The following is a 25,518-nucleotide window of genomic DNA, read 5'->3' as shown; positions in this document are numbered from 1 at the left end:
CGGCTTGCTCGGCTGACGCTCAGGCGTCGTCGCCGGTGTCGCCGTGGTAGCCGGGCATCCGGCCGGTGACCACGAAGACGGTGCGCTTGGCCACCGACACCGCGTGGTCGGCGAAGCGCTCGTAGAACCGGCCGAGCAGCGTGGTGTCCACCGCGGACGGCACGCCGTGCGCCCAGTCCTTGTCCATGATCACCGTGAACAGGTGGCGGTGCAGGTCGTCCATCGCGTCGTCGGCGTCCTCCAACGACCGCGCCCGCTTCACGTCCTGCGTGCGGATGATGTCGGTGGCCTCGCGCGCCAGCTCGACCGCGATGCGGCCCATCTCGGCGAAGTACGGCCGCACCGTGTCCGGCAGCACCTGGTTCGGGTGCCTGCGCCGCGCCGCCTTGGCCACGTGCAGCGCCAGGTCGCCCATCCGCTCCACGCTCTCGGCCGCGTGGATCACCGCGAGCACGATCCGCAGGTCGGTCGCGACGGGCGCCTGCAACGCCAGCAGCGCGTACGACTGCTCCTCGATGTCGGCGCGCACGTCGTCGATCTTGGCGTCGTCACCGATCACCTGCTCGGCGAGGGCGAGGTCCGCCCCGAGCAGGGAAGCGGTCGCGCGCTCCATCGCGTCGCCCGCCATGCCGCACATGTCGGCGAGCTGGTCGGCGAGTTGTCCGAGCCGGTCGTGGTAGGCCTCACGCATGGGCGTCAGCCTACGGCCAGGTCATCGCGGTAGCGACCCACCCCGGTGAACCCGCGGTGAACCCGAAACGTCCAGTCCGCTCAGGCGCAGGGGTCCTTGCCCGCGTTGACCACGGTCAGGTCCTCCGGTGGCGTCGCCTTGCCCGGATCGGTGCCCGCGGCCTGCGGCGCCCGGACCTCCTCGTCCCAGCCGGGGCCGATGAGCAGCTGCACGGAGCCGGCCATGTTCGCCTGGAACTGCAACGTCGCGCCCGGCACCGAGGACAGCAGGGTCGCCGCCGCGTCCTCCCCGCCGACGCCGTACAGGATCACGGTCTTCTCGGCGGGTGGCGCGTCACCGGGGAGGACGACGTCGTAGCCGAGCTCCCGCAACGCCAGGGTGGTGCGGCGGGACGCGCCGTCGTTGTTCGGGTCGCCGTTGCGCACCTGGATCTTCAGACCCTTGTGGTCGACGACCTTGCCCTGCTTGGGTCCGGGCGCCGGCGCGGCGGCGGAGGTCTGGCCCTGGGCCTGGTTCGGGTCGGCCGCCGCGTTGTCCGGCGTCTCCTCGGGCAGCGGCGTGCCGTCGATGATGGCCTGGAACAACGCCTTGACGTCGTCTTCCTTCAACAGCTCCAGGTTGTCGTCGGTGGACGGCGTCGGGCCCTCGGCCGTCTCGTGCGGGATGGTGACGAAGGTGACCCGGCCCGCTTCCAGGCTCTGCAACGACTGCGCCAGCGTCAGCATGTCGTTCACGCCGATGTTCTGGCCGACGGTCGACGCGGCGAACGCGTTGAGGAAACCGTTGAGCTTGCCCGGGTTCAGCAGGATCTCCGACGACAACGCCTTGCGCAGCAACGAGGACAGGAACTGCTGCTGCCGCCCGACGCGGTCGAAGTCGGTCTTGGACTCGCCCTCGACCTTGCGGGCCCGCACGAAGTCCAGCGCCTTGTTGCCGTCGATCTCGTACCGGCCGGCCTTGTCGAAGATCACGCCCAGCTCTTCGTCGTCCATCGGCTTCGACACGCACACCGGGACGGTGCCGATGGCGTCGACCATGCCCTTGAAGCCGTTGAAGTCGATGCTGAGGAAGTGGTTGATCTCCAGCCCGGTCAGCTCGGTCATGAACTTGCTGACGCACTTCGGCCCGCCGACCGCGTACGGCTCGTTGGCCTTCACGTCGTCGGCGGAGTCGAGCTGGGTGCCGGTGTACTGGCCGGTGGTGGGGTCCCACTCCTCGCACTGCGGACGGGTGATCAGCAGGTCGCGCGGCACGGAGACGATGACCATGCGCTTACGGTCGGCCGGGATGTGCGCGAGCATCAGCACGTCCGAGCGCGCGCCGATCTCGGAGTTCGCGTCGCCGACGCCGTCCTCCGGCCGGGCGCCCGCCCGGGTGTCCGAGCCGACGATGAGGAAGTTCTCGTCGCCGAGCTGCTTCTCCGCTTCGTGCACCGCGGCGGAGTTCGTGTTCAGCGCCTCGATCTCGGTGATCTGGCTGTCGATGTAGAGCATCGCGCCCCAGCCGAGGCCGGTGGACACGAACACCAGCACGGCGGCGGCCAGCGCGACGACCTTGACCGTGCCCACGATCTTGCTGTGCTTGGCCGTGCGGCCGCGGCGGCGCGGGCCGTCGTCGTCGGGGTCGTCGACCGGCGAGGCGTACTCGGTGGCGTCCTCGTCGTGCTCGGCCTTCCACGGCATGAGCTTCTGGCGGCGTTCCTTGCGCAGGCGCTCCTGCTCGGCCAGCTCGTCGTGCACGGCGGAGAAGCGGGCCAGCGTGTGGTCGACCTCGCGACGCTTCTTGACGTCGTCGCTGATGGCCTCCATCTCCGTGGTGAGGCTGGCCGGGTCGATGGCCTCGCGCGGTTCGGGGCCCGCGTCGAGGCGGGCGGCGATGACGGGCGGCGCCGGGTCGGGCGTGGCGGCGTCGTCGGCGAACCTCCGGCCGGGCGCGTCGCCGGCCGGGCGGGGTCCGCTGCCGTCCGGTGGTCCGTCCGCGAGCCGGCGCGGTGCGCCGCCGTCGACCGGCACGACCGGGGGTCCGTCGGCGAGGCGGCGGGGTCCGCCGCCCTCGGGCCGGCGGCCGGCCGGGTCCTCGACGGGCAAGCCGGGTGAGCCGGGCAAGCCGGGCGGGACGGGCAAGCCGGGCGGGACGGGTGCCGGGCGGCGCGGGTCGACGGCCGGGTCTGGTCGGCGGCCGGGGCGCGGGCCGCCGGTCAGGTCGTGCGGGCCGCTGCCGTCGGCGAGGCGACGGGGCCCGTCGGCGGCGGCGGCGGGGTGGGGCGGGGGCGTTGGCCGGTGTTCTCGCCGGGGCGCGGCCCGTCCGCGAGCCGCCTGCCGATGCCCTCGGCCGGCGCGCCCTCGACGACGGCGCGACGTCCGGGCGGTCCTGCTTCGTCGGGGCGTCGGCGCAGGTCTTCGGGGCGCGGGCGCGGGCGCGGTCCGCTGCCGTCCGCCGGGCGGCGAGGCGTGTCGGGGGCGAGGCCCTCGGGGTGTTGGCGCGGCGCGTTGCCGTCCGCCGGACGCCGCGGCGCGCCCGGCGCGAGGTCTTCCGGTCGCGGCCGGGGTCCGCTGCCGTCGGCGAGGCGGCGGGGTGTGTCGGGGGCCAGGTCCTCGGGGCGGGGACCGCCGCCGTCCGCCAGTCGCCTGGGCGTGTCGGGCGCGAGCCCTTCCGGGCGCTGCCGCGGTCCGCTGCCGTCGGGGAGCCGTCGACCCGGCGCGGCGCCGGGGAGGTCGGGGCGCGGGCGTTGGCCGGTGCTCTCGGCGCGTCGAGGCCCGGCCGGGTCCTGCGGGCGGCCGTTGGCGGGGAAGCGCGCGCCCGGCTCGCCGGGGGGGACCGGGCGCGGCGCGACCGGACGTCCCGGGACCACGTCGTCGGGTCGACCGGCGTAGCCGTTCGCGGGTCCGGTCGCCGGCGGCGGCACGGGACGGCCGGGGCGTGCCGGGCCGGGCTCCTCGGGACGGCGGCGCGCGCCGGTGTCCTCCGGCGCGGGGCGCGGCGTCCGGGTGCCGGTGCCGTCGTTCGTGGCGAAGAAGTCGTTCGGGGGGGCGGCGCGGTCGGGCGGCGTCCGGGTGCGGGCGGCGCGCCGTTCGTCGGCCTGGGCCGGGTCCCGGTGTCCTCGGGCGCCGGTGGCGCGTAGTCCGGCGGCGGGGCCTGCCTGCGCGGCGGCGGTTCCGGCGCGGCGCGGCGGCCGGTGCCCTCCGGGGCGTGCCTGCCGTTCGGGGGCGGCGCGGGTCTGCGGGGCGGCTCCGGCTCGGGCGCGGCGCGCCTGCCGGTGTCCGACGGACCGGGCGGGACCGGGCGCGGGATGTTCGTGCGGCTGTGCTGTTCCAGCAGGTCGGACACGCTCAGCCCGCCATCGTCCAGCGACCTGCGGCGACGGCCGGTCGGCTGGTCTTCCTGAGGGGCCTGGTCACCTCCGGGTCCGGGGCCGCCACGGCGGGGCTCGTCGGGCACCCGGTCTCCCTTCAGCTTCGGTCATTAGTCGGTCGTCATCACGAGTTGACGACGGCAAGGACACATTGGTTGCACCAACGGCGTGTCACTTGCCTTGGCGATACTACGGATGACGGCCAGTCCTGACGACCACTCCCGGTGATACAGGGGTCGGCAGTACTCGGTTGCGCGCAGCAGACTACGTCCGAAAGGGTGAGTGGACGTCAGGTGTCAGTAACCGGCGACCCGCGATTCAGCTATACCTCGTCGCCCGGAAGCGGCACCCGCGAGGAGGACGCGGCCGTTCGCCCGGTAGGCGACGGCGTTCCGTCCTGACTGCTTGGCGGTGTACAGCAGGCTGTCGGCGCGCAGGAGTTGCTGCTCCGGGGCGACCGGCGCGCGGGTCGGCGCGCCGGCTGGCGGCGGCTCATAGGCCAACCCGATGCTGACGGTCACTCGCAAACCCGGCGCGAGGGAAGCCCAGGCGTGACGCTCGACACGCAACCGGGCCGACTCGGCGATCTCCACCGCCGGCCCGGGCTCGACGTCGGGCAGCACGAGGACGAACTCCTCGCCGCCGTAGCGGGCGCAGAACCCGCCCTCCGGCAGCTCCTCCTGCAACAGCTCGACCACTCGCTGCAACACCCGGTCGCCCAAGAGGTGCCCGAACGTGTCATTCACCTGCTTGAACCAGTCCAGGTCGATCAGCGCGATGGCGAGGCCCGCCGCGGTGGAGCCGCGCTCGGCGACGATGTCGAGCAGTCGCTCGTCCAGGTATCTGCGGTTGTAGCTGTCGGTGAGGCTGTCGCGCAGGCTCTGCTCGCGCGCCTCGGCGTGCTCGCGGCGCAGCCGGTCGACCTCCCGGCGCAGCTGCTCGGGCACCTGCGGCGGGTCGTCCTGGTCGGCGTAGACCAGGTCGAACGCGGAGCGCAGGTGCTGGTAGGCCTGCCGCCACTGGCCCCGGGAAGCGAGCAGCGCGGCGATCGACTCGTGCAGCTGCACCAGGCCGGTGCCCTCGCTCTCGGAAGCGGGCGTGCCTGCGCCGGGCCGCCCGTCGCGGTCGGACTCCGCGACTTCGGGTCGCAGTGCGGTCATCGCGCTCACCTCCCTCCTTGCCAAGGTGTCGTCTGATACGAGGCGACGCTTGAGCCGGCGGGACGCGTCATAGAGGGATTTCCCTCGACTGGTTGACTGTGCACTGCTCCGAACTAGTGGCATTCGGTGATCGAACTGCCGAAAAGTTGACGGAGCGTGGTCAGTCGGCTCGGCGTGACCTCAATTGACACACGGGGCGAAGCCGTAGGCCTTGCCGTTGAGCAGCACGACGTGCTGGGAGCCGATCTGACTGCCGATCTCGGAGCCCTCCTGCACGACGGTCAACGTGACCGCGACGACCAGCACCACGCCGCGCGGGTGCTCGTCCTCGCCGGGCGGCGTCCACGCGGGGTCCAGGCGCAGCGTCGACATGGTCGGCTGCACCCTGATGGTCCCCGAGGGCAGCCGGCAGTCCTCGTCGTGGAAGTCCGGGTGCTGGGTGTCCTTGAGCAGGTCGCGCTGCTCGGACGTGCCCTGCCCGCCGGCCTCGTTCAGGTCGGCGAAGTAGCCGGAGACCAGCTCCCGCTCCACGTCGGTGACCTGGAGCGGCCGGGCGACGCCGGTGACCGTCGAACCGCAGCCGGCCAGCAGCAGGGCACACGCCAGCGCCGTCGCGGCGCGCGCCACGTCAGCCACCCGAGTGCAGTTCGTCGGCGCCCACGGGCACGGTGGCGTCCTCCGGGTCGTCCAGCCAGCCCTCGGGCAGCACGACCTTGCCGGGCGAGCCCTGCCTGCCGCGCGGCTCGTCGGCGTTGTCCGGGAACTCCAGCGTCGGGTCGAGCCGGCCGACCAGGTCGTCCAGCTCGGCGAGGGTGGAGACCATCGCGAGGTTGCGGCGCAGCTCCGCGCCGACCGGGAAGCCCTTCAAGTACCAGGCCATGTGCTTGCGCAGGTCGCGCAGGCCCTTGTCCTCGCCGAGGAAGTCCGCGAGGAGCACGCCGTGCCGCCGCAGGATCGCCGCGACCTGGCCGAGGCGCGGTCCCGGCGGGACGGGCTCGCCCCGGAACGCCGCCTGCAGCTCGCCGAACAGCCAGGGCCGGCCGAGGCAGCCGCGGCCGACGACGACGCCGTCGCAGCCGGTCCGGGCGACCATGTCCAAGGCGTCCTGGGCGCTGAAGATGTCGCCGTTGCCGAGCACCGGGATGCTCGTCACGGCCTCCTTCAACCGGGCGATGGCGGACCAGTCGGCCTGGCCGGAGTAGCGCTGGGCCGCGGTGCGCGCGTGCAGGGCGACGGCCTGCGCGCCCTCGTCCTCGGCGATGCGGCCCGCGTCGAGGTAGGTGAGGTGCTCGTCGTCGATGCCGATGCGGAACTTGACCGTCACCGGCACTCCGGCGGGCTCGGCGGCGCGCACCGCGGCCCGCACGATCTGCCGGAACAGCTGCCGCTTGTACGGCAGCGCCGCGCCGCCGCCCTTGCGCGTCACCTTGGGCACCGGGCAGCCGAAGTTCATGTCGATGTGGTCGGCCCGGTCCTCGGCCACGATGATCTTCGCCGCTTCGGACATCGACTTCGGGTCGACGCCGTAGAGCTGCATCGAGCGGGGGCTCTCGTCCGCGCCGAACGTGATCATCTGCATCGTCTTGGCGTCGCGCTCGACGATCGCCCGGGCGGTGATCATCTCGCAGACGTAGAGCGACGTGGGGCTGCCGAACTCGCGGCAGAGCTGCCGGAAGGCCACGTTGGTGATGCCCGCCATGGGTGCGAGCACGACGGCGGGATCGACCGGGTGGCGGCCGATCGTCAGGGGCTTGGTGGCGTGCAGGGCGGTGGACATCGCCGTCCATTGTCGCCCAGCGCCGGTAGTGGTGGGCGCCACATCGGCGAATCGCCCGCACCCGCGGTGACCCCCGCCACCTTCCGCGCGAGGTGGGCGTGGCGCGCGGTGGCCGTCCTGGGCGTCAGAACGGCACGGTCAGGCACCCCAACCGCGCACCGGCCGTCCCCGCGTGCCCGGGTTCGGTGTGCGTGTGCTCCTCGTGCAGCACGACCGATCCGGCGCGCCGTTCGCCGAACTGCCACTCGACCCGCGTCCACGCCTGACCACGACCGTGCGCGTCGGTGGTGAAGTCGAGCCAGATCTCGTTGCGCGGGTTGGCGAACGCGGGATCCGTCGCCCCGCCCTGCACGTGCTGGTAGTGCGGTCCGGCATCGGTCGACACCGGCCCGCAGGCATTCACGTGCGCGTGCGCGCCGTAGTCGCGGTCCGGCAGGAGACCGCTCGTGCGCAGCATCACGACCGTGCCACCGGCCAGGGGCGCCACCACCACCTCCGCCCGCGCCCCCACGGGCACACGCGCGTCATAGCTGGTCAGCTCCCCGGACACAGTCGTCAACGAGGCCACAAGAGCAAGTGCCGCAGCGAGGTACATGGCACCTGCTTATCGCCACCCCACCCCCACCGCCACCGCCATCACCCGTTCCGGTGGCGTTGCCCCGACGAACCCCGCGTCCCGCATTTCAATCAGCCATTTGCGAGCATCCGCAATGCTCGCTTACCGACCGCTCATGGCACTGTGAAATCCTCTACAGGTTCTGACGGCATTGCCGTATCGGGGACACTGTTCCCCAGGAGGTCGGTTTGCCTTTTAGTCAGTCGTACACTCCACAACGAGCATGCCCACTTGTGCTCCCCTTCGGATTGTTCGCTTTGGCGCATAACACGTGGTTCTCGCGGATCCCGAACGCGCACTGACCATATCGTCAAGTGCCGGCCTGGGGCTGCTTTGCTATTGTTGCGCTGGTATCAGAGGGTTTTACGGATAAGGTTGGTATAGCCGGCTGCGGCTAGGGTGATCAGCCCCCAGAGCATGGCCTGAATGATCCAGATGGTGAGGGTGATGCCCTGGCCGCGAAAGGTGGAGCTGTCCAGGTCGCATTTGGTTCGCAGGCCGGTGGCTCCCAGAGGTAGGCCGCGGTCCAGGCCCAAGCCGATCAGTTCGATGGTCGAGCACTGTATGCCTGGGGCAGTGGTGGGATTGCCCGGCAGGGGAACGCGCTCTGCGGCGTGGTGCCCTGGCCGGGTGGGTACCTGACCGGCGATGTAGCCGATGAGGCCTGCTGCGGCCAGCGCGAGCAACAGGGCAAGGGCGAGGGTGCGGGCGCGGTAGCCGTATCCGGCCAGCCGTCCCCACAGCCGATGTACCGATCTGGCCCATCGGCCGCCGATCGCGGAGGGTTCACGGCGGCGCAGGTCATCCTGTTGGACGATCAGTACTTGGCGGACATTGCCGTCGTGTCCGGCGGCGCGTTCGATCGCCGCCAGTTGCTGATACGGTTGGGGCGAATAGCGGTTGGTGTGGTGGACGACGAGGTGCAGCCACTGCCGCCAGTCGACTTGCGCCAACGCGGTAAAGACAAAACCGTCCAGATCCACTCGACTCTGATGTCCACAGTCGCCGCTGCGGCTGGCGTCGGGGCATACCACGGAGGCGGGCAAGAACACCGTGCCCTCCACACGCGCCTTCCCGAGATCCAGCATCAGTCCCGACGTGTTGCTCACCACCAACTCCTGGCAACCGAGTTCGCCACCGACGTAGGCGTTCGCCAGGCATATTCCGCCATCGTCGCCATTGCCGCGCACTGTCGCACCACGCAGGAATAGGTTGCCATCGACACGAAGCCCGTCGGAGACCAGGGCTGTGCCGGTGTCGTTGCCAACCATCAACCTTTGGCAAGCGAGCTGGCCGCTGACGTGGGCATTGAGTAGGCGTATCGCGCCACGGTCGCCGCTGCCGCGCACTGTCGCACCCCGTAGGAACAGGCCGCTGTCGACACGAAGCCTGTCGGCGCTTAGGGCGGGGCCGGTGTTGTTGCCGATCTCGACTTCGTCGCAGTCGAGTACGCCCCTGACGTGCGCGTTGAGTAGGCGTATCGCGCCACGATCGCCGCTGCCGCGCACTGTCGCACCCCGTAGGAACAGGTTGCCATCGACACGAAGCCCGTCGGCGTGCAGGGCGGGTGCGGTATCGTTGTTGATCTCAGCTTTGTCGCATTCGAATGGGCCGCTAACGTGCGCGGCGAGCAGGCGTATCGCACCACGGCCGCCGCTACCATGCACTGTCGCACCACGTAAGAACAGGCCGCTGTCGACACGAAGCCTGTCGGCGCTTAGGGCGGGGCCGGTGTTGTTGCCGATCTCGACTTCGTCGCAGTCGAGTACGCCCCTGACGTGCGCGTTGAGTAGGCGTATCGCGCCACGATCGCCGCTGCCGCGCACTGTCGCACCCCGTAGGAACAGGTTGCCATCGACACGAAGCCCGTCGGCGTGAAAGCCGGGGAGGTAACTGCCTTGAAGATTGACCTGGCTCAGGTTCGCGGAGTACGCGGTCAGCGGCTCGGCAAGCGTGCAGTCGGCCAACCTTAAAGAGGTGCTGGTGTGTACATGGTCGAGATCCAGTACGCCGACGATCCGAGCGCCAACCAGCCGGATCCCCCGAGGGTCGAGTGCACCGCGCCGCCCCAAAATCAGTTCACGGATCAACTCTGCCCGCACCAGGTGCGCTGGGTCTTCGCTGTTCGCTAACTCCACGATAGACACTCCAGGCGCGCACACCACCTGTACGCCTCTACGCGCCGCCTCGGACCACCTCATGCTCACGGTCGCTGAGATCCTCAAGCAAGGGCGGCCCGACAGGCTCGGATGATGATTCGGTCACACCATGCTTGTCGGTCGCACCGACTCAGCCGCTACAGCCCAGCGTTGAAGGCGGGTCTCGCGGCTTCGAAGTTACTTCCAGTGCCAAGGAAGTGACGGTGTACTGTCACTCACTTAGACACCTACTCCGTCGCCTCGACCGTCCAGAAGGACGCGCCATAAACAGTAGAGACGGGCGAGCTGGCTGACCTCCCCCCTCCTCGCGCCACTCGGCGTTACCGCCGGACCGGGGCTGCCTGTTAGGAGATCGAGCGTGGTCGCCGCAGCGACTCTCGCATTGCCGGCAACTCGCACAGTCAGGGCTTTCCGAACCTTTCGGAGGACGGTTGCGACGCTGCTCGATGAGGCCGGCTTGACGGCGAGGCAGATCGCGGACCTGCTCGGTCACTCGCGGCCGTCGATGACGCAGGACGTCTACATGGGCCGCCGGTCACCCGGTCGGGCGGCGGCGGACGCGCTCGGGGCGGTCATCCCTGTAAGTGAGGGGTAAATGGGGGTTTCGAGGTTGCTCGGCCTCCGACAGATCGTCGTGACCAGCGAGTCTGGTGGGCCGCCAGGGACTCGAACCCTGAACCCGAAGATTAAAAGTCTCCTGCTCTGCCAATTGAGCTAGCAGCCCGTGCCCGACAGCTTACCGAGGCCGGGCGTCGCGGTGAGCAGGGTGGTCGACCGCGTGATGTGGGTGGTGTCACGTTCCGGCGCACGCCAGAGGGTGCGGCGCAGGTCAGGGGGTTGTCGGTCGGTCGGGGTGGTGGGGGCGGACTACGGTGGGGTGGGTGCGGGTGGCTACTTGGAACGTGAACTCGGTCAAGCAGCGGTTGCCGCGGTTGTTGCCGTGGCTCGACCAGAGGCAGCCCGATGTCGTCTGCCTGCAGGAGACGAAACTCGCGGACGACGCGTTCGCGGCGCTCCTCGGTGACGAGCTGTCCAGCCGCGGGTACGAGGTGGCGGCGCACGGGGAGAGCCGGTGGAACGGGGTCGCGATCCTCTCCCGGGTGGGCCTGGAGGACGTGGTCGACGGGCTCGCCGACGGGCCCGGGTTCCCGCACCCCGAGGCGCGGGCGGTGGCGGCGACGTGTGGTGGGGTGCGGGTGCACTCCGTCTACGTGCCCAACGGGCGGACGCCCGATTCCGACCACTACCACTACAAGCTGGCCTGGCTGGCGGCGTTGCGGGACGTCGTCGCGGCCGGGCCGCGGGACGTGGTGGTCTGCGGTGACGTCAACATCGCGCCCGCCGACGCGGACGTGTTCGACCCGGCGGCCTACGTCGGCCACACGCACGTGACCGCGCCCGAACGGGAGGCGCTGGCGGCGTTGCAGGCGGTCGGGCTGCACGACGTGGTCCGCGACCGGTGGCCGGACCGGCGGGTTTTCACCTACTGGGACTACCGCGCCGGCATGTTCCACCAGGACCTCGGCATGCGCATCGACCTGGTGCTGGCGTCGACCCCGGTCGCCGCGCGGGTCGAGGCGGCGTGGGTCGACCGGCACGCGCGCAAGGGCACGGGGCCGAGCGACCACGCCCCGGTGGTCGTCGACCTGGACGAGGCGCCCGACGGGGACATCGGCCCGGTCGTGCCGCCGCCGTCCGCGCCGCGCGCCCGCAAGGCGGTGAAGCTCCCGCAGTCCTAGCCCGCCAGCTCGTCACGCTCCAGGTCCGCGCTCCACGACGGCCACGACGGCCGCGGCGCCAGCGCCAGCGCCACCCGCAGCCCGAGGTCACGCGCGCCGGTGAACCGGCGCACCCGGGCCAGTCGGTTGAGCTGGAGCGACCGGGCGGCGAGCCGTTGCGTGACCCGGCGGCGCTTCGCGTCGTAGGACCGCAGTCCCTCGTCGACGCCGCCGGTCAGGCACTCGGCCAGCACCACCCCGTCGATGATCGCCTGGCACGCGCCCTGCCCGAGGTCGGGTGTCATGGCGTGCGCGGCGTCACCGAGCAGCGCCACCCGCCCCGAGGTGTAGCGCGGCAACGGCGACAGGTGCAGCAGTTCGTGCCGCAGCACGTCGCCCGCGGCGGCCAGCACGCGCGGGATCGGGTCGTGCCAGTCGGCGAACATCGAGAGGTCCGGCCCCAGCGCGTACCAGTTGGTGCGCCCGTCGGCCTGCGGCGTGAAGCCGAACTTGCCGCCGCGCCCCCACGTCTCGCCGCCCGCCTCGACCGGGACGTCGACGGTGCCGCGCCACCCGATCGCCCCCGACCGGCGGACCGGCGCGTCGAACAGCTCGCCGCGCACGCCGCTGTGGACGCCGTCCGCCCCCACGACCAGGTCGTACCCGGCGCAGTCCGCCAGCCCCGCCGCCGCGCCGAACCGGACGACCCCCTGCGGCAACGCCCCGGCGAGCACGCCGAGCAGCGCCGGCCGCGTGAGCAGGTGCACCGAGCCGGCCGCGATGGTCCCGATCACCGTCCCGTCCGGTTTCCGCACCACCCCGTCCGCCTGCCGCCGCCCGGCCCGCCGGGCCGCGTCGCCCGATCCGATCCGGTCCAGGGCCGCCAGCGCGTCGGGCCGGATGGCGAGGCCCGTGCCGACCTCCGGCAACGCCGCCGAGCGCTCGAAGACGTCCACCTGCCACCCGTGCCGCCGCAGCCCGACGGCCGCGGCCAGGCCGCCGACCCCGCCACCGATCACCGCTGCCCGCCGAAGTCCCATGCGACGCACCGTACTACAGGTGTAGTGACGAACACTACGGATGTAGTATCGACGGTGATGACCAGGCAACAGCAGGTGCTCGACGCCGCGATCCGCGTCCTCGGCACGGGCGGCATGCGCCGGCTCACCCACCGCGCCGTCGACACCGAAGCCGGTCTCCCGCAGGGCTCCACGTCCAACCACTTCCGCACCCGCGACGTGTTGATCGGCGCCGTCCTCGGTCGCCTCCTGGAACGCGAGACCGAGCTGTGGACCGCCCTGGCCGGCGACGTCGCCACCCCCGAAGCCTTCGCCGCCGCCGTCGGGGCCCTGGTCGAGCGGCTGGCCGAGGACCGCGTCCTCACGCTCGCCCGCCACGTGCTGTTCGTCGAGGTCGCCCAGCGACCCGGGCTGCGCGGCGACGTCGACCGGGCGCACCGCGAGATCGGGAGCTGGGCACTGCCGCTGGTCGCGGGCCTCGGCTCGGCCGACCCGCCGGCCGACCTGGCGCTGCTCCTGGCCGTGATCGACGGTCTGCTGGCCAACCAGCTGGCGAACCCGAGCCCCCGCTTCGACCCCGCCGCGGCGCTGCGCACGGTGCTTCGGGGGATGCTCGGGGGCTGACCGCTCCGCCATCATGTGCGCCGACCCACGACCCGAGGAGCGGCGACGGTGACCGACCACGTGACGCAGGCCTACCTGGACGACGAGAGCCTGCACGGGGTGATGGGACGGCTCGACCTGCCGCCACACCTGCGCGCCGCCTACGCGCACCGGCTGGTCGACCGGCCGTTCTTCCTGGAGGAGCACACCGCGCACAGCATCGCGGCGGACGTGCTGGACTTCTTCGAGCTGCTCTTCTCCTTACCCCGCAGGATGTTCGACGGCAGCTTCACGCGGTTCGCCGAAGCCATCGGCATCCCGCCGGAGGAGGCGGCGATCATGGGCTCGGACCGCCCGCCGATGCACGGCCGCGCGGACATCTACCGGGTCGGCGACGAGTTCCGGCTGCTGGAGATCAACGCGGGCACCCAGCTCGGCGGCCCGGACCTCGGCGAGCTGGCCCGCGTGATCCACGAGGAACCCGGTTTCCAGCCGTTCGTGCGCGAGCACGAGCTGGCCTACTTCAACCCGATCGAGAAGCTGCTCGACGCCGTCGGCCGCGACCGGCAGGTGGCGTTCCTCGAAGAGGGCGGGATGCTGACGAGGTTCGCCAAGGGTTTCGCGAGCTTCCAGGAGAGCTGCGCCCGACTCGGCGTGGACGTGCTGCTCGGCGAGCTGCACGAGGTGACCGAGCGCAACGGTTTCCTGCACCTGCGCGGCACGAAGCTGGACGTGGCGGTGCGGTACTTCTCCGCCACCCAGGCCGTGGGGTACGCCGACCTGCTGGCCAAGGGCCACAAGACCGAGCTGTACACGCCGTTGTCGAGCTACTACTACGGCAGCAAGTCGACCATCGCCCTGCTGTCCGAGCACCGGGAGCTGCTCGACGACGACGAGCGGGCGCTGGTGGACCGGCTGGTGCCGTGGACCCGCTACCTGCGCGACGTGCCGCGCGACCGGCTGCGCGCGGACCGGGAGGAGCTGATCGTCAAGGCGGCGGGCGGGTTCGCGGGCGCGGGCGTGCACCCCGGCTGGCTCATGACCGACAAGGAGTGGGCCGAGCTGCTCGACGACGTGGCCGGTCAACCGTTCGTGGTGCAGGAACGCGTGCGCCCGACGCCCGACGTCGTGCCCGGCGACGACCGGCCGTGGCTGACCACGTGGGGCTGGTTCGTGACCGACCAGGGGTTCGCGGGCATGAGCATCCGGTCCATGCCGTTCGCCGACGGCGCCGTGGTCAGCTACGCGGGCAACCCGCTGACCAAGGTGTCGGGGCTGCTCGTGCACTGACCGGGGCGGCCCGACCGCGTTGCGTCATTCCCCCCTGGCGCCCGCACAAAACGGGTTAGGGTCCCGACGAGGGGGGTACATGGGGGAGTTCTTCGCGGCATCGCTGGAGTTCCCGGTCGCGGTGCTCAGCGTCCTGCTGGTGATCGTGGTGGCCTACTGGCTGCTGGTCGCCTTCGGCGCGGCGGACGCGGACTGGGTCGAGCTGGACATCGGCGGCGTGCCGGCCACGCTCGGGATCTCCCTGCTGGTCGCGTTCTCCTGGTTCGCGTGCCTCGCGGGCGTCGTCGTGCTCGAACCGGCCTCGGCGCTCGCGGGCGCGGGCGTGCTCGGCGGGTCGCTCGCGGTCGGCCTGGTGCCGACCCGGCTGGTGATGACGCCGTTGAAGCGGCTGTTCCCGGCCGACCCGCCCGCCTCGCGCCTCGACTTCGTCGGCCGCACCTGCGTCATCCGCACGGGCCGCGTCACGCAGACCTTCGGCCAGGCCGAGGTCACCGCCGCGGACGGCTCGTCGGCCGTCGTGCAGGTGCGGCAGCCGGGGTCGGACGCGCTGACCGCGGGCGCCACCGCGCTCATCTTCGACTACGACGTGGACGGCGAGTTCTTCTGGGTCGCGTCCCTCGACATCGGACACGACCCGGCACTCACACGGGGGGACCACTGATGGACGTCATCACCACCGGGTTCGGCATTCTCATCGCCGTCGTCCTGGTCGTCGTCATCGGCCTGCTGATCCTGGTCAGCCGCCTGTTCCGGAAGATCGACCAGGGCAAGGCGCTGATCATCTCCAAGGTGCGCAAGGTGGACGTCACGTTCACCGGCGCCGTGGTGCTGCCGGTGCTGCACCGCGCGGAGATCATGGACATCTCGGTGAAGACCATCGAGATCCGCCGCGCCGGGCAGGAAGGCCTGATCTGCCAGGACAACATCCGCGCCGACATCCGGATCACGTTCTTCGTGCGGGTCAACAAGACCGTCGAGGACGTCATCAAGGTCGCCCAGGCGATCGGCACCGCCCGCGCGAGCGACGAGCAGACGTTGCAGGAGCTGTTCAACGCCAAGTTCTCCGAGGCGTTGAAGACCGTCGGCAAGCAGCTCGACTTCATCGACCTCTACACCAAGCGCGACGAGTTCCGCGACCGGATCATCCAGGTCATCGGCACCGACCTCAACGGGTACAGCCTGGAGGACGCGGCGATCGACTACCTGGAGCAGACGCCGATGGCGCAGCTCAACCCGTCGAACATCCTCGACGCACAGGGCATCCGCAAGATCACCGAGCTGACCGCGATCGAGCACGTGCGGACCAACGAGTTCACCCGGCACGAGGAGAAGGAGATCACCCGCCAGAACGTCGAGGCGCGCGAGGCGATCCTGGAGCTGGAGCGCCGCCAGGCGGACGCGGAGATCAAGCAGAAGCGCGAGGTCGAGACGATGCGGGCGCGCGAGGAGGCGGAGATCGCCAAGGTGCAGGCCGAGGAGCGCCTCAAGTCGAACACCGCGCACATCCGCACGGACGAGCAGCTCGGCATCCAGACCGAGAACAAGGCGCGCGAGATCGCGGTGGCGGAGAAGAACCGCGAGCGCGTGATCGCGATCGAGACCGAGCGCATCGAGAAGGACCGGCTGCTGGAGGTCATCGGCCGGGAGCGGGAGACGGAGCTGTCCCGCATCGCCGCGGACAAGGAGCTGGAGGCCGAGAAGCGGTCCATCGCCGAGGTGGTGCGCGAGCGCATCGCGGTGGAGAAGACCGTGGCCGAGCAGGAGGAGATCATCAAGCGGCTGCGGGTGGTCGAGGAGGCCGAGCGCGACCGCCAGACCGTGGTGATCAGGGCCGAGGCCGAGGCGCAGGAGGGCCTGGTCAAGGACATCAAGGCGGCCGAGGCCGCCGAGCAGGCCGCGAAGTTCAAGGCCCGCGAGGAGCTGCTGCTCGCCGAGGCCCGGCAGCAGGCCGCCGAGCTGGACACCCGCGCGATGATCCGGCTGGCCGAGGGCAAGCAGGCCGAGGCGGCGGCGACCGGGCTGGCCGCGGTGCAGGTGCGCGAGCGCGACGCGGAGGCGACCGAGAAGGTCGGCCGCGCGGAGGCCGTGGTGGACCGGGAGAAGGCGCTGGTCGAGGCCCTCGCGATCCGCGAGAAGCTGAAGGGCGAGGCCGAGGGCCTGGCGGACAAGGCGGGCGCGATGGCCGCGTTGGACGACGCCACCCGCGAGCACGAGGAGTACCGCCTGCGGCTGGAGGCCGACAAGGAGGTCCGGCTGGCCGGGATCGACGTGCAGCGGCAGGTGGCCGAGTCGCAGGCGCTGGTGCTGGCGGCCGGCCTGGAGAAGGCCGACATCGACATCGTCGGCGGCGACAGCATGTTCTTCGACCGGATCGTCGGCGCCATCACGATGGGCAAGCAGGTCGACGGGTTCGTCGGGCACTCCGAGGTCGCGCAGACCCTCGCCGGGCCGTGGCTGAACGGGTCGGCGAGCTTCACCGACGACGTCGGCAGGCTGCTCGGCTCGCTGAGCACCGGTGACGTGAAGAACCTGACGGTGTCCGCGCTGCTGCTCAAGCTGATCAACTCCGGTGGGCCGGACGAGGGCAAGCTGCGCGAGCTGCTGGCCGCCGCGCAGCGCCTCGGCGTGGCCGAGCGGCCGGTCGCCTCGCTGTCGTGAGCACGCCCGTGGAGGTGGCGCCGGCGACGTTGGAGGCGGGCACCTACGAGGTGCTGCGGGCCCGGCTGGCCGAGCAGGCGGCCGGGCTGGCCCGCCGGGCGGAGGCGCTCAACGCGCGCCGGCTGGACGCGTTCGGCGGCGCCGAGCTGACGTTGCTGGGCACCGAGCGCATCCGCACCGAGCACAACTGCGTGCCGCGCGACTGCGTCTCGCTCTCCGTCGCGGAGGGTCGGGGGTCGCAGGTGGCCGGGCTGATGCTGTTCGGCTACAACGTCTTCATCGGCCTCAAGCCGGAGACGACGGTCGACGACGTGTTCTCGCTGCACCGCTTCACCCGCGACGGCGACGCGTTCCGGTTCGAGGACGCGGGGTCCGGCGACCCGGCCGACGACGAGCTGCCCGGCCTGCTGCGCGACGCGAAGTTCGAGCGCGACTTCGCCGAGCTGTACCGGTACTACCGTGACACCAGGCTGATCCAGCTGCGCAAGGTCGAGGGCCGGTTGCTGGCGGTGTTCCAGACCGGCGCGCGCATCGGCGACATCCGGGTGCTGCGCTGGCAGCTCGGCGCGGACGGCACGGTGGCGTACCTGGACAACCGGGGCGAGCGCGACCACGTGTTCCCGCCGTCGCACGACTTCGAGTGGGTGGTGACCGGCCGCGAGCACCACGTCCTCGGCCGGCACCCGCACATCTCCATCGAGGACGAGGTGTTCGTCGAGACCATCGGCGGCGACCTCACCATCAAGGTGGAGAACAACACCGAGACCGGCGAGGGCGTCTACACCGAGCCGGTGGACGAGCCGCTGCAGTCGCTGGCCGACGGCGAGGTGCAGTACGCGCGGGTCGGCTCGCTGATCCTGCTGCGCATCCGCCCGTACAACGAGACCGCGTGGCGGCACCTGGTGTTCAACACGCGCACCCGGTCGGTCGTGCGGCTCGACGGCATCGGCCAGGCGTGCCAGCGGCTGCCCGAGGACCAGGGCCTGATCTTCCCCGGCGGCTACTACCTGGCCACCGGCGTCAGCAAGACCTTCGACACCCCGGTCGACGAGCTGGAGTTCGAGCGGGTCATCCGCTCCACCAACGGCGAGGACGTGCTGTACGTCTTCCACGCCCGCCGCGACGGCCGGTCGCTGCTGCTGCCGTACAACGTGATCCGCAAGGAAGTGGCGAACCCGCTGACGTGCCACGGGTACTCGCTGTTCGACGACGGCACGCTGGTCGTGTTCCGCGCGATGAGCGACGAGCCGACCCGCGTGCACCCGATGCAGGTGTGGCAGACGCCGTACCTGTCCGACGCCTACGCCGCCGCGCAGCCCGTCGGCACGGGACCGCTGGAGCGGGTCGGCAACGCCGACCTGGTGCGCGGCATCTCCGACTGCCTGTCGGTGAGCCGGATGGTCGGCGAGATGGCGCCGTCCGTGCCGGTGTTCGAGGACCTGATCTCCTCGTGCACCAGGGTGTTCGACGCCTACCACTGGCTGGGTGACGCGGAGCTGGAGGACCTGCGCACGCCGTTGACGCAGGTCCGGGCGACGGCCGAGCAGGTGCTCGACGAGTTCGAGACCGTGCAGGCGCTGACCGGCCAGGCGGCGACCGCGGTGGCCGAGGCGGACGAGCGGATCGCGTCGATGGTCCGCCGGGTGCGCGGCGAGGTCCCGACGACCGCCGACGCGTGGGTGCGGCAGCTGGCCGACCTGCGGCAGGCGCAGGGGCACCTGGTGACGTTGAAGGACCTGCGGTACGTCGATGCGGCCCGCATCGACGCCCTGGTGTCGTCACTGGCGGACGAGCTGGGCGGCACGGCGCGTCGCGCGGTCGAGCACCTGCGCCGCGACGACGCGTTCGCCGACTACCACGAGCAGGTCGAGGCGCTGGTCGGCGCGGCGGACGCGATCGGCACGGTCGCCGAGGCCGGGCCGGTGGTGGAGGAGCTGGCCGAGCGGCAGCGCGGCCTGGAGGTGCTGACCGAGGTCGTCGGCTCGCTGGACATCGCCGACGCGACCGTGCGCACGTCGATCCTGGAGCGCATCGGCGAGGTGCTGGGCGGGCTGAACCGGGCGCGGGCCACCGTGGACGGTCGCCGGCGTGCCCTGCTGGCCACCGAGGGCCGGGCCGAGTTCGCCGCCGAGTTCGCGCTGCTCGGCCAGGCGATCACCGGCGCGCTGGCGGTCGCGGACACGCCGCAGCGGTGCGACGAGCAGCTGGGCCGGCTGCTGCTGCAGCTGGAGAACCTGGAGTCGCGCTTCGGCGAGTTCGACGACTTCCTCACCCGGCTCGGCGACAAGCGGACCGACGTCTACGAGGCGTTCTCCTCGCGCAAGCAGGCGTTGCTGGACGACCGGGCCCGGCGCGCCGACCGGCTCGCGTCCTCCGCCGACCGGATCCTGGCCGGCGTGACCAGGCGGGTGGCGTCGCTGGCGTCGTTGGACGAGGTCAACACCTACTTCGCGACCGACCCGATGGTGCTGAAGGTCCGCTCGGTGGCCGAGCAGCTGCGGTCGCTCGGCGACGAGGTGCGGGCCGAGGAGCTCGACGGGCGGGTGCTGGCCGCGCGGCAGGAGGCGGGGCGCTCGCTGCGCGACCGGCTCGACCTGTTCGACGGCGGGACGATCCGGCTCGGCAGGCACCGGTTCGCGGTGAACACCCAGCCCGTGGACCTGACCCTGGTGCCGAAGGACGGCGAGCCGGTGTTCGCCATCACCGGCACCGACTTCCGCTCACCCGTGCGCGACCCGGCGTTCGCGGACACCAGGCCGTTCTGGGACCAGCTGCTGGTGTCGGAGACGGCCGAGGTGTACCGGGCCGAGCACCTGGCCACCTCGATCCTGGCCGCGCACCCGCTGGACGACCTGCACGCCGCCGTCACCGAGGACCGGTTGCCCGACCTGGTGCGGCAGGTGGCCGAGTCGCGGCTGGACGAGGGCTACGAGCGGGGCGTGCACGACCACGACGCGGCCCGGATCCTCGACGTGGTGCTGCGGCTGCACGCGGGCGCGGGCGTGCTGCGGTACCCGCCGTCCGCGCGTGCGGCGGCGCAGTTGTTCTGGGCCTCGGCGGACGAGGACGAGCGGGCGCTGTTCGAGCGGCGGGCTTCGTCGTTGGGGCGGGCGCGGGCGGCGTTCGGGCACACGGCGGCGATCGACGAGCTGTGCGCCGAGCTGGCCGAGGCGGCCGGTGACCCGCTGGCGGGCGAGTACCTGTTCGAGGAGCTGTGCAGCGCGCCGTTCGGGTTCGCCACCAGCGCCGGGGCGCGCGCTCTGGTGGACGCGTTCCACCGGGCGTTGGGCGGGCGCAAGGAGTTCGACGAGGACCTGCGGGCGGTCGCGGACCTCGACGTGCGGCGGCGGTTGGTGGAGGGCTGGTACGAGGCGTTCCTGGGTGGCCTGCCCGAGAAGGACCGGTACCTGCCGGACCTGCCGGAGGCGGTCGCGCTGGAGCTGTGCCGCGACCTGCCGCGGCACGAGTCGTCGGCGCAGCTCACGGCCACCGCGGACGGTCTGCTCGGCGCGCACCCGCGCATCGCCGACCGGTCGTTGCCGGTCCGGTTGGACGAGCTGCTGACCCGCACCCGCCGGTTCCGCGACGAGCGCGTCCCCGCCTACCGGGCCTACCAGCGGCGGCGCAACGAGGTCGTGGCCGCCGAACGCGCGCGCCTGCGCCTGGACGAGTTCCAGCCGAAGGTGATGAGCGCGTTCGTGCGCAACCGGCTGCTCGACGAGGTGTACCTGCCGCTGATCGGCGACAACCTCGCCAAGCAGCTCGGCGCGGCGGGCGACGGCAAGCGCACCGACCAGATGGGCCTGCTGCTGCTCATCTCGCCGCCCGGCTACGGCAAGACCACGGTGATGGAGTACGTGGCCAACCGGCTCGGGCTGGTGTTCGTCAAGGTCAACGGCCCGTCGCTGGGCCACGACGTGACGTCGGTCGACCCGGCGGACGCGCCGAACGCCACCGCGCGGCAGGAGGTCGAGAAGATCTCGTTCGCGCTGGAAGCGGGCAACAACGTGCTGCTGTACCTGGACGACATCCAGCACACGTCGCCGGAGCTGCTGCAGAAGTTCATCTCGCTGTGCGACGCGCAGCGGCGGATGGAAGGCGTGTGGGACGGCGGCACGCGCACCTACGACCTGCGCGGCAAGCGGTTCGCGGTGTGCATGGCCGGCAACCCGTACACCGAGTCGGGGCAGCGGTTCCGGATACCCGACATGCTCGCCAACCGCGCCGACGTGTGGAACCTGGGCGACGTGCTGTCCGGGCGCGAGGACCTGTTCGCGTTGAGCTACATCGAGAACGCGCTGACGTCGAACCCGGTGCTCGCGCCGCTGTCCACCCGGGACCGGGGCGACGTGGAGCTGCTCGTGCGGATGGCGCGCGGCGAGGACGTGCGGGCCGACCGGCTCGCGCACCCGTACTCGTCGGTGGAGCTGGAGCAGGTGCTGTCCGTGCTGCGCAAGCTGCTGCGGGTGCAGGAGGTCGTGCTGGCGAACAACCAGGCCTACATCGCCTCGGCCGCCCAGGCCGACGCCTCGCGCGTCGAGCCGCCGTTCCGGCTCCAGGGCTCCTACCGGAACATGAACAAGCTGGCGGAGAAGGTGGTGCCGGTGATGAACGACGCCGAGCTGGCCGCCGTGATCGACGACCACTACGCGGGCGAGGCGCAGACGCTGACCTCGGGCGCCGAGGCGAACCTGCTGAAGCTGGCGGAGCTGCGCGGCGCCCTGACCCCGGCCGCGGCCGCCCGCTGGGCGGAGGTCAAGGCCGCCTACGTCCGCGCCCAGGCCCTCGGCGGCGCCACCGACGACCCGACCACCCGCACCGTCGGCGCGTTGTCGCTGCTGACCGACCGCGTGGGCGCCGCCCTCGACCGCCTGGCCGACCGCTGACCGCGTTCCGCCGCGCGTGTCCTACGTCCGGAACACGCGTGTCCTGCGTCTGGAACACGCGTGTCCTGCGTTCGGAACACGCGTGTCCTGCGTCTGGAACACGCGTGTCCTGCGTTCGGAACACGCGTGTCCTGCGTTCGGGACACCCGAGTTGAACGCTCCGGTCACCGCGGTCGGTCAGTCGGCGCGTTCGCAGGCGATGCCGTCGTGGTCCCGGTCGAGCCGGTGGCGGTCCCAGCCGACCACCTCGATGCGCCGGATGCCCTGCTCGTACAGCCATTCGCACGGCTGCGACACCCCGCGCGGGAACCGCCACGGCACGCACGCGCCGTCGGTCAGGTACGAGTAGTCGCAGTTGTCACCCCACGACGGTCGCGTGGACGTGGTGCTCGTCGGCGGCGTGGTGGACGACGGAGGCGGCGGCTCGGACGTCGTCGTAGTCGTCGTCACGGCGACGGTGGTGACGGTGGTGATCGGCGGCACGGGCCGCTGCTCCGGCGGGGGGACGACCGCGGGGATCGTCGTCGGCCGGGCGACCTCCAGCGTGGTGGTGTACGTGGCGCTGAGCACGCCGGGCTCGGCCGGGCTCAGGTGCACTTGGCGCGCGTCCACCGGCCTCGGTTCGTTCACGGTGAGCGCCAACGCCACGAGAGCACCGGTCGCGAGTAACAGCGCCACGCCGGCGAAGGCGACACTCCTGCCACTGCTCATCCCAGCACCCGATCCAGGCTCCACGGTGTCACGTGGAATCGTTCGCGCCGCTGAAGGCGTTACGCCCCATGCTGTTCCGGCAGGTCGCGGGGGGTGACGGAAACCGTCCGGCATGACACGATCGGGTGGTGGACGTGGGGGTGCTCGGACCGGGAAGCGTCACCTGGCAGCTGCACGCCGACCCCGCCATGTGGGTCGCCGGCATCGCGAGCCTCTACCTCCAAGCGCTGCACCCGCGCGCCGTCGCGGCCGTCGTGCAGAACTCCGACTTCCAGCGGGACCCGCTCGGCCGCCTCATGCGGACCGCGGACTTCGTCGGCACGGTCAGCTACGGCTCCACCGAAGAGGCGGAACGGGCCGCGGCACGCGTCCGGGGCGTGCACCGCACCTTGCGCGCGACGGACGCCACCGGCCGGAGCTTCCGCATCGACGACCCGGAGCTGCTGCTCTGGGTGCACTGCGCCGAGGTGCACAGCTTCGTCACCGTCCTGCGCCGCGCCGGCTACCGCCTCACCGACGCCCAGGTCGACCGCTACTACGCCGAACAACGCCGCACCGCCGCCCTGGTCGGCCTGCACGCCGACGAGGTGCCCGGCAGCGCCGCGGAGGTGGCCGACTACTTCGCCTCCGCCCTGCCCGGGTTGAAGCGCACCGCGGACTCCGAAGTGGTGTACCGGTTCCTGCACCGCCCGCCCGTCGACGGCGTGCTGCGCCTCGGCCTGGACGCCTACGAGCCGCTGCTCGGCCACCTCGCGTACTCCGTGCTGCCCGCGTGGGCCATCGCCCTGCACGGCCACCGCCCGTACCCCGAGCCGGCCGCCACCGCCCTGCTGCGCGCCGTGCGGACCGCCGCCCTGCTGGTGCCCGCGCCGATCCGCTGGGGCGTGCCGGAAGGCCATGTGAACAAGGCGATCCGGCGGCTCGGCCTGTGGGTCGCGCCGAGGCGCGCGCTCCTCCCGTCGTAGCTCCTTGAACGGGTAGTCGTCGGGCTCACAGCGCGGATTGGGCCGAACGGCCCAGTGGCATGGACCACTGCGACCTTTATCGCATCTGGAGCACCGCTCGGTTTGCCTAGCATGGCCAACGTCCGGCGCGTCGATCCGCGCCAGCCACCCGAGCACCCCGAGAGGTTCGCACCTCATGCTGTCCCGACGACTGCTGCCCGCGACCGCCCTGGTCACGGCACTCTCCCTGCTCGCCGCGTGCGGCGGCGCGAGCGACGACACGCTGTCCGGCAAGGCCGACGACGGCGAGCTGACCATCGGCATCCGGTTCGACCAACCGGGCCTGGGCCAGCGCAGGCTCGACGGCAAGTACGTCGGCTTCGACGTGGACGTGGCGAAGTACGTGGCCGCCCAGCTCGGCGTCGACGAAGCCGGCATCACGTGGCGCGAAGCGCGTTCCGCCGACCGCGAGAAGCTGATCGAGTCCGGCGAGGTGGACTTCGTCGTCGCCACCTACTCGATCACCGACAAGCGCAAGGAGCAGGTGTCCTTCGCGGGCCCCTACTTCGAGACCGGCCAGGGCGTCCTCGTCCGCTTCACCGACGACGAGATCAGCGGCCCCGAGACGCTCAACGGCAAGAAGCTGTGCTCGGTCACCGGCTCGACGTCCGCGCAGAAGGTGAAGGAGCAGTTCGCCCAGGACGTGCAGCTCGTCGAGTACGGCCAGTACTCCGACTGCGTCATCGCCCTGCTCGCGGCCAACGTCGACGCGGTCACCACCGACGAGGTGATCCTCGCCGGGTACGTGGCGGAGAACCCCGAGCTGCTCAAGCTGGTCGGCACGCCGTTCACCACCGAGCGCTACGGCATCGGCCTGGCCAAGGCGGACGCCAAGGGCCGGGCGGACGTCAGCGCGGCCATCGAGAAGATGGTCGGCTCCGGCGAGTGGCGCTCCGCGTTGGAGCGCAACATCGGTCAGGCCGACGTGCGGCTCCCGGAACCACCCAAGGTGACCGAGAAGTAGCTGTCCGGTGGACCAATGACTTCGAGGGTGTAGTGCTGGGCGTCACCAACCGATACGCTCAGCCACGCAGGCCGTGGTTTCTGTGTTCGTGTCTCACGCTCGCGGAACGACACGCGGGCGTGCCGTCCCCACCCTGAGCGGTGGGGGAAACGCCCCGGGACGGCCGGGGCTGCACGGTGCAGCCCCAAGCTTTCCTGCGATGGAGGCAGGTACATGGCACTGGGCACTGTCAAGTGGTTCAACTCCGAGAAGGGCTTCGGCTTCATCGCCCAGGAGAACGGCGGGCCGGACGTCTTCGTGCACTACTCGGAGATCCAGGGTCAGGGCTTCCGCACCCTGGAGGAGAACCAGCGGGTCGAGTTCGAGATCGGCCAGGGCACCAAGGGTCCGCAGGCCCAGAACGTGCGCAAGGTCTGATCGCGGCGGATCGTTCCAACTCACGTCTCAGGCACCCAACGGAACAGGCCCCCGACCGGGACGGTCGGGGGCCTGTTCGCGTTCGGGCCCGGCGTTCGGGTGCCGGGGCGGTGGTGTCGTGCTGGTGACGAGTCCTAGTAACCGCGCTGGCGGGCTTCCCACTCCAGTCGCTGCATGACCCACTCGGTGGCCAGCGCCTGGGGTGAGGTCTGCCGCTCGGCGGCCAGTTCCTTCAGCTGCTCGTTCGCCATCAGCTGGAGGCGGAGCTGGTAGACCTGCGCGGTGCCGAAGCTGGTGCCGGCCGTCGTCTCCGCGTCCGCGGTCTCCGGGGCGAGGGCGGCCAGGTACGACTCCAGCTCCTCGTCGGCGGGCACAGCGGTCTCGTCCAGTTCACGCGCGGGCGGGCGATGCCGGCCTGACTTCGACCGTCCAAGGGATCCAAGAGGCACGGCGACACGATAACGGTTGGATTGCGGAACCGGCCACACTGTGG

General features: G+C 71.5%; 20 protein-coding genes, 1 tRNA gene and 1 pseudogene. 10 read left to right on the top strand and 12 right to left on the bottom strand.

Translation table 11 applies throughout. The features are described from left to right. Nucleotides 1-19 precede the first annotated feature (19 nt). From phoU to IOD16_RS35040, 8 genes are all read right to left on the bottom strand, one after another. Nucleotides 20-691 (bottom strand): phosphate signaling complex protein PhoU, encoded by a 672-nt coding sequence (gene phoU, locus IOD16_RS35075; RefSeq protein ID WP_201437835.1) that lies wholly within the window; start codon nt 689-691, stop codon nt 20-22. A gap of 80 nt (nt 692-771) precedes the next feature. After that, the gene (locus IOD16_RS35070; protein ID WP_201437834.1) at nt 772-2,778 is read right to left on the bottom strand and encodes an LCP family protein; all 2,007 of its coding nucleotides are present in this window, start codon (nt 2,776-2,778) and stop codon (nt 772-774) included. Between the two features lie 110 nt (nt 2,779-2,888). After that, nucleotides 2,889-3,542, bottom strand: a complete 654-nt coding sequence (locus IOD16_RS35065; RefSeq protein WP_201437833.1) for a hypothetical protein — start codon at nt 3,540-3,542, stop codon at nt 2,889-2,891. Nucleotides 3,543-4,339: 797 nt separating this feature from the next. After that, the gene (locus IOD16_RS35060; RefSeq protein WP_201437832.1) at nt 4,340-5,203 is read right to left on the bottom strand and encodes a GGDEF domain-containing protein; all 864 of its coding nucleotides are present in this window, start codon (nt 5,201-5,203) and stop codon (nt 4,340-4,342) included. Nucleotides 5,204-5,383: 180 nt separating this feature from the next. After that, nucleotides 5,384-5,839, bottom strand: coding sequence for a hypothetical protein (locus tag IOD16_RS35055; protein WP_201437831.1), 456 nt, complete (start codon nt 5,837-5,839; stop codon nt 5,384-5,386). After that, nucleotides 5,832-6,980, bottom strand: a complete 1,149-nt coding sequence (gene dusB, locus IOD16_RS35050; protein WP_123745096.1) for a tRNA dihydrouridine synthase DusB — start codon at nt 6,978-6,980, stop codon at nt 5,832-5,834. The genes IOD16_RS35055 and dusB overlap by 8 nt, the downstream gene beginning before the upstream one ends. A 124-nt stretch (nt 6,981-7,104) precedes the next feature. Next, nucleotides 7,105-7,530, bottom strand: a complete 426-nt coding sequence (locus IOD16_RS35045; protein WP_236595260.1) for a superoxide dismutase — start codon at nt 7,528-7,530, stop codon at nt 7,105-7,107. A 419-nt stretch (nt 7,531-7,949) separates the two neighbouring features. Continuing rightward, nucleotides 7,950-9,734 carry a hypothetical protein gene (locus IOD16_RS35040; RefSeq protein WP_201437829.1) on the bottom strand — a complete coding sequence of 595 codons (1,785 nt, stop codon included), beginning with the start codon at nt 9,732-9,734 and terminating at the stop codon, nt 7,950-7,952. Between the two features lie 430 nt (nt 9,735-10,164). On the opposite strand from IOD16_RS35040, the pseudogene IOD16_RS40765 reads away from it, so the two are divergent. After that, a pseudogene (locus IOD16_RS40765) lies at nt 10,165-10,350 on the top strand (tyrosine-type recombinase/integrase); the annotation flags it as partial. A gap of 53 nt (nt 10,351-10,403) precedes the next feature. Here the strand turns inward: IOD16_RS40765 and IOD16_RS35035 are convergent. After that, nucleotides 10,404-10,479, bottom strand: a tRNA-Lys gene (locus IOD16_RS35035). Nucleotides 10,480-10,636: 157 nt separating this feature from the next. Here IOD16_RS35035 and IOD16_RS35030 point away from each other — a divergent pair. Then, complete coding sequence (locus IOD16_RS35030; protein WP_442978076.1) at nt 10,637-11,494, top strand: exodeoxyribonuclease III; 858 nt, start codon at nt 10,637-10,639, stop codon at nt 11,492-11,494. On the opposite strand, the gene IOD16_RS35025 is transcribed toward IOD16_RS35030, so the two are convergent. Continuing rightward, nucleotides 11,491-12,513 (bottom strand): FAD-dependent monooxygenase, encoded by a 1,023-nt coding sequence (locus IOD16_RS35025; protein ID WP_201437827.1) that lies wholly within the window; start codon nt 12,511-12,513, stop codon nt 11,491-11,493. The two genes, IOD16_RS35030 and IOD16_RS35025, sit on opposite strands and share 4 nt — an antisense overlap. A 57-nt stretch (nt 12,514-12,570) precedes the next feature. Between IOD16_RS35025 and IOD16_RS35020 the strand changes: the two genes are divergently transcribed. From IOD16_RS35020 to IOD16_RS35000, 5 genes are all read left to right on the top strand, one after another. Then, nucleotides 12,571-13,116 (top strand): TetR/AcrR family transcriptional regulator, encoded by a 546-nt coding sequence (locus tag IOD16_RS35020; protein ID WP_201437826.1) that lies wholly within the window; start codon nt 12,571-12,573, stop codon nt 13,114-13,116. Nucleotides 13,117-13,164: 48 nt separating this feature from the next. Next, nucleotides 13,165-14,385: a hypothetical protein gene (locus IOD16_RS35015; RefSeq protein ID WP_201437825.1), complete on the top strand. Its 1,221-nt coding sequence runs from the start codon at nt 13,165-13,167 to the stop codon at nt 14,383-14,385. 79 nt (nt 14,386-14,464) lie between these two features. Next, nucleotides 14,465-15,046: a hypothetical protein gene (locus tag IOD16_RS35010; protein ID WP_201437824.1), complete on the top strand. Its 582-nt coding sequence runs from the start codon at nt 14,465-14,467 to the stop codon at nt 15,044-15,046. Continuing rightward, nucleotides 15,046-17,043 (top strand): SPFH domain-containing protein, encoded by a 1,998-nt coding sequence (locus tag IOD16_RS35005; protein ID WP_123745103.1) that lies wholly within the window; start codon nt 15,046-15,048, stop codon nt 17,041-17,043. Before IOD16_RS35010 ends, IOD16_RS35005 begins: the two co-directional genes overlap by 1 nt. Further along, complete coding sequence (locus IOD16_RS35000) at nt 17,040-21,929, top strand: DNA repair ATPase (RefSeq protein WP_201437823.1); 4,890 nt, start codon at nt 17,040-17,042, stop codon at nt 21,927-21,929. The genes IOD16_RS35005 and IOD16_RS35000 overlap by 4 nt, the downstream gene beginning before the upstream one ends. A gap of 177 nt (nt 21,930-22,106) precedes the next feature. Here IOD16_RS35000 and IOD16_RS34995 read toward each other — a convergent pair whose 3' ends face one another. After that, on the bottom strand, nt 22,107-22,640 hold the full coding sequence (locus IOD16_RS34995) for an excalibur calcium-binding domain-containing protein (RefSeq protein ID WP_201437822.1): 534 nt from the start codon (nt 22,638-22,640) through the stop codon (nt 22,107-22,109). A 128-nt stretch (nt 22,641-22,768) separates the two neighbouring features. On the opposite strand from IOD16_RS34995, the gene IOD16_RS34990 reads away from it, so the two are divergent. The 3 genes from IOD16_RS34990 (at nt 22,769) to IOD16_RS34980 (ending at nt 25,025) form a co-directional block, all read left to right on the top strand. After that, on the top strand, nt 22,769-23,605 hold the full coding sequence (locus IOD16_RS34990) for an oxygenase MpaB family protein (protein ID WP_201437821.1): 837 nt from the start codon (nt 22,769-22,771) through the stop codon (nt 23,603-23,605). A gap of 175 nt (nt 23,606-23,780) precedes the next feature. Continuing rightward, nucleotides 23,781-24,608, top strand: coding sequence for a glutamate ABC transporter substrate-binding protein (locus tag IOD16_RS34985; protein ID WP_201437820.1), 828 nt, complete (start codon nt 23,781-23,783; stop codon nt 24,606-24,608). A gap of 213 nt (nt 24,609-24,821) precedes the next feature. Beyond that, on the top strand, nt 24,822-25,025 hold the full coding sequence (locus IOD16_RS34980) for a cold-shock protein (RefSeq protein WP_015105489.1): 204 nt from the start codon (nt 24,822-24,824) through the stop codon (nt 25,023-25,025). A 134-nt stretch (nt 25,026-25,159) separates the two neighbouring features. Here IOD16_RS34980 and IOD16_RS34975 read toward each other — a convergent pair whose 3' ends face one another. Continuing rightward, on the bottom strand, nt 25,160-25,399 hold the full coding sequence (locus IOD16_RS34975) for a hypothetical protein (protein WP_236594562.1): 240 nt from the start codon (nt 25,397-25,399) through the stop codon (nt 25,160-25,162). Between the last annotated feature and the right edge of the window lie 119 nt (nt 25,400-25,518).

It is taken from the genome of Saccharothrix sp. 6-C (assembly GCF_016695385.1).
GTDB classification, from domain to species: domain Bacteria; phylum Actinomycetota; class Actinomycetes; order Mycobacteriales; family Pseudonocardiaceae; genus Actinosynnema; species Actinosynnema texasense.
This window is presented reverse-complemented; position numbering and strand designations above follow the sequence as displayed.